Origin of the sequence: Immundisolibacter sp. (genome assembly GCF_028696615.1) — a bacterium.
Lineage (GTDB): Bacteria > Pseudomonadota > Gammaproteobacteria > Immundisolibacterales > Immundisolibacteraceae > Immundisolibacter.
In genome coordinates, this window is the sequence record NZ_JAQVGQ010000270.1 from 1 (window position 1) to 3155 (window position 3155).

At 71.4% G+C, this 3155-nt stretch carries 4 protein-coding genes; all 4 read right to left on the reverse strand.

From position 1 onward, the window contains the following. Positions 1–412, reverse strand: a 412-nt coding sequence (locus tag PHC73_RS13010; RefSeq protein WP_300129077.1) for an SDR family NAD(P)-dependent oxidoreductase, incomplete at its 3' end; no start/stop codon positions are given. 448 nt (positions 413–860) lie between these two features. Further along, positions 861–2024: an aspartate aminotransferase family protein gene (locus PHC73_RS13015; protein WP_366949888.1), complete on the reverse strand. Its 1164-nt coding sequence runs from the start codon at positions 2022–2024 to the stop codon at positions 861–863. 14 nt (positions 2025–2038) lie between these two features. Continuing rightward, positions 2039–2299, reverse strand: a complete 261-nt coding sequence (locus tag PHC73_RS13020) for a cytoplasmic protein (RefSeq protein ID WP_300129083.1) — start codon at positions 2297–2299, stop codon at positions 2039–2041. Between the two features lie 112 nt (positions 2300–2411). Further along, the coding region (locus PHC73_RS13025; RefSeq protein WP_300129086.1) for a YggS family pyridoxal phosphate-dependent enzyme at positions 2412–3155 on the reverse strand (744 nt) is incomplete at its 5' end.

The following is a 3155-nucleotide window of genomic DNA, read 5'->3' on the forward strand; positions in this document are numbered from 1 at the left end:
TCGCCGCGCGCCCCTGCATCAGCGGCACGGCGCTGCGCACCAGTGTCAGCAGCGCCTGCACGCTGGTGTCGAGCGTCATGCCGACGTGGTGGGGCTTCAAGTCCAGCAGCGGCTTGAAGGCGGTGGAGGCCGCGTTGGCGACCAGCATGTCGATGCGCCCGAAGGCTGCACCGACCTCATCCACCGCCGCCGCCACGGCGTCCTGCTCGCGAAGGTCCGCCCGCACCGCGATGGCGCGCCTGCCGTTGGCGCGTACCTGCTCGCACACCGCCTGGGCAGCCGCTTCGTCGCGCCGATAGTGGACGGCGATGTCCGCCCCGCGGGCCGCCAGCAGCAGCGCCGTGGCGCGGCCGATGCCGCGCGAGCTGCCGGTGATCAGCGCTGCCTGCCCTTGAAACGGCCGCTCGGCCATGTCTGCCACCCGATGAAGCGAATCACCGGGCCGCAGTGTGCCGCAAGCGCCGGTCCTCGCAAACCGGCGCCGGCCACGCCGCGGCGGGGTGCCGAGTTTCGCCGGCGGGCGGTTTCAGCGTTTACTCGAAGCCCTTAATGCTGAAAAATTCGCTCCCTGGAATTTTTCAGCTCGCCGCCGGGCGGTGCACGCCCGCGCGGCGCTCCCTGAATCAAGGGCTTATGCCCTCGATTCAGGCCGGAGCTTCCTGCCCCGCGGGGGATGCTCTGAATAAATCAGCGCATCCCTAACAGGCCGTTGAAAAAGGGCTTCCTGCCCTTTTTCAACTCGGCTCGTCGCGGTACATGTCCGCAGCGAGCCTCCGCCGCCGCGGACCGGTTCAGACTCACCGGATCCGGCCCTGTCCGGACTCGGCCGCGCGGCATTCGGCATCACCGCGCGAGGCTCCTCAACTGCGCAGCACGCCCGTCAACAGGCGCGCCACCCGCGCCACGATGTCGTCGATGTCCGGCTCGCTGGCGATCAGTGCCGGCAACAGGCGCAGCGTGCCGCCACGGGCGACGCCGAGCAGCAGGCGCTCGCGCTCGAGCGCCAGGCGCGGCAGCTCGTCCACCGGCCGGTCGAGCGCGATGCCCACCATCAGGCCCGGTCCGCGAATCGCCTCGACACCGGGCAGCGTACCGATGGCCGCCTGCAAGCCGGCGCGCAGGCGCTCGCCCAGGCGCCGGGCACGCCGCGGCAGGTCGTCGCGCGCCAGGATGTCGAGCACCGTGCAAGCGACGCGGCACGCCAGTGGGTTGCCACCGAAGGTGGAGCCGTGACTGCCGGGCGCGAACAGGTCCGCCGCGGCCGCGCCGGCTAGGCAGGCACCGATGGGGATGCCGTTGCCGAGCCCCTTGGCCAGCGTGAGCACGTCCGGTTGCACGCCGGCGTGCTGATAGCCGAACCAGGCACCGGTGCGACCGAGCCCGGTCTGCACCTCGTCGACCATCATCAGCCAGCCGTGCCGGTCACACAGCCGGCGCACGGCCTGCAGATAGGCCGCCGAGAGGCTGCGCACGCCGCCCTCGCCCTGCACCGGCTCGAGCAGCACGGCGACCACCTCGGGCCGGCTGCGGGCGACGGCCTCGAGCGCCGCCGGGTCGTCCGCCGGCACATGCAGGAAACCGTCCACCAGCGGCGCGAACCCCTCCTTGACGGCCGGGTTGCCGGTCGCCGACAGCGTCGCCAGCGTGCGGCCGTGGAAACTGTTCTCGAGCGTCAGGATCAGCGGCGCCGTCACGCCGCGACGGCGCGCATGCAGCCGCGCGAGCTTGAGCGCCGCCTCGTTCGCCTCGGCGCCCGAGTTGCAGAAAAACGCCGCCGCCAGGCCGGTGAGCGCACACAGCCGCCGGGCGAGTCGTTCTTGCCACTCGATCTCGACCAGGTTCGAGGTGTGCAGCACACAGGCGGCCTGCTCGGCGATCACCTGCGCGAGTTCGGGATGGGCGTGGCCGAGCGCGGTGACGCCGACGCCGGCGATCGCATCCAGGTACTCGTTGCCCTGCGCGTCCCACAGCCGCAGCCCCCGGCCGCGGCAAAAACTCACCGGCAGGCGCCGGTAGGTCGGCATCAGGCAGGACGCGCTCACGGCAGCGGCAGCGACGGCCATTCGCCGACCGCCAGCGGCTCGAACGCCGGCTCACGACTCAGCAGCCGCAGGCCCTGCGGGCCGCTCTCGAGCAGGCGGCGCTCGCTGCGCGCCACGAACAGCTCGGCCCGATAGCCCTGCTGCGCCGGCAGCAGCCGCAGCAGATCGCCGACGGCGGTCTCGGCCCAGGGCATTTCGCTGTCGAAGTGGCCGAGCAGCCGGTCATGGCGATAGATGACGAGACGGTAGATTTTCAAGCCAGGCTCCGTGCCGATGAGGCGTTTCTGAAGCTCATTCCAGGGAATTTTTTCGCGTCCGCGGTACACGCCTGCGCTGCGCACGCTCGCAGGGCACCGCATCGATCAACGCTTACGAGGTGCGCCCAGCGGGCCAGTAATGGCTGTCCGGCAGCGCGCGGGCGCCGAAAATGGCCTGGCCGACGCGCACCACCGTGGCGCCCTCCTCGATGGCGAGCTCGAAATCGCCGGACATGCCCATCGACAGCTCGGCCAGCTCGATGCCGCCCGGCAGCTCGCCTGCCAAGCGCTCGCGCAGCTGACGCAGCCGCGCAAAACAGGGCCGCACCTGCTCGGGATCGGCCGACAGGCGCGCCAGGGTCATGAGGCCACGCACGCGCAGCGCCGCAAACGCCGGCAGCTGGCGCAGGAAATCCGCCACCGCCGCCGGCGGCAGGCCGAACTTGCTCGCCTCGCCCGAGGTGTTGACCTGCACCAGCACGTCGAGTGTGCGGCCCTCGGCCTGCAGATGCCGGTCGAGCGCGGCGGCCACGCGCAGGCTGTCGAGCGCCTGGAACTCGCTGGCAAAGCGCGCCACGTACTTGGCCTTGTTGGTCTGCAGATGGCCGATGATCGACCAGCGAAGATCGGGCAGATCGGCCAATGCTTCCGCCTTGTGCAGGGCCTCTTGGACCTTGTTCTCGCCAAACTCGCGGCAACCGGCGGCATACGCCAGGCGCAGGCGCGACGCCGGCACGGTCTTGCTGACCGGCAGCAGGCGGACCTCGCCCGGGTCGCGTCCGACCCGCGCACAGGCCGCGGCGATGCGCGCGCGCACGGCCGCGAGCCGGTGCTGCAGGGCGTCGAGGGTGGTGGC

What these genes read in the sequence shown, in the direction of transcription:
- PHC73_RS13015 (WP_366949888.1), bottom strand. Translation starts at nt 2,024, where the DNA reads ATGCCGACCTACCGGCGCCTGCCGGTGAGTTTTTGCCGCGGCCGGGGG.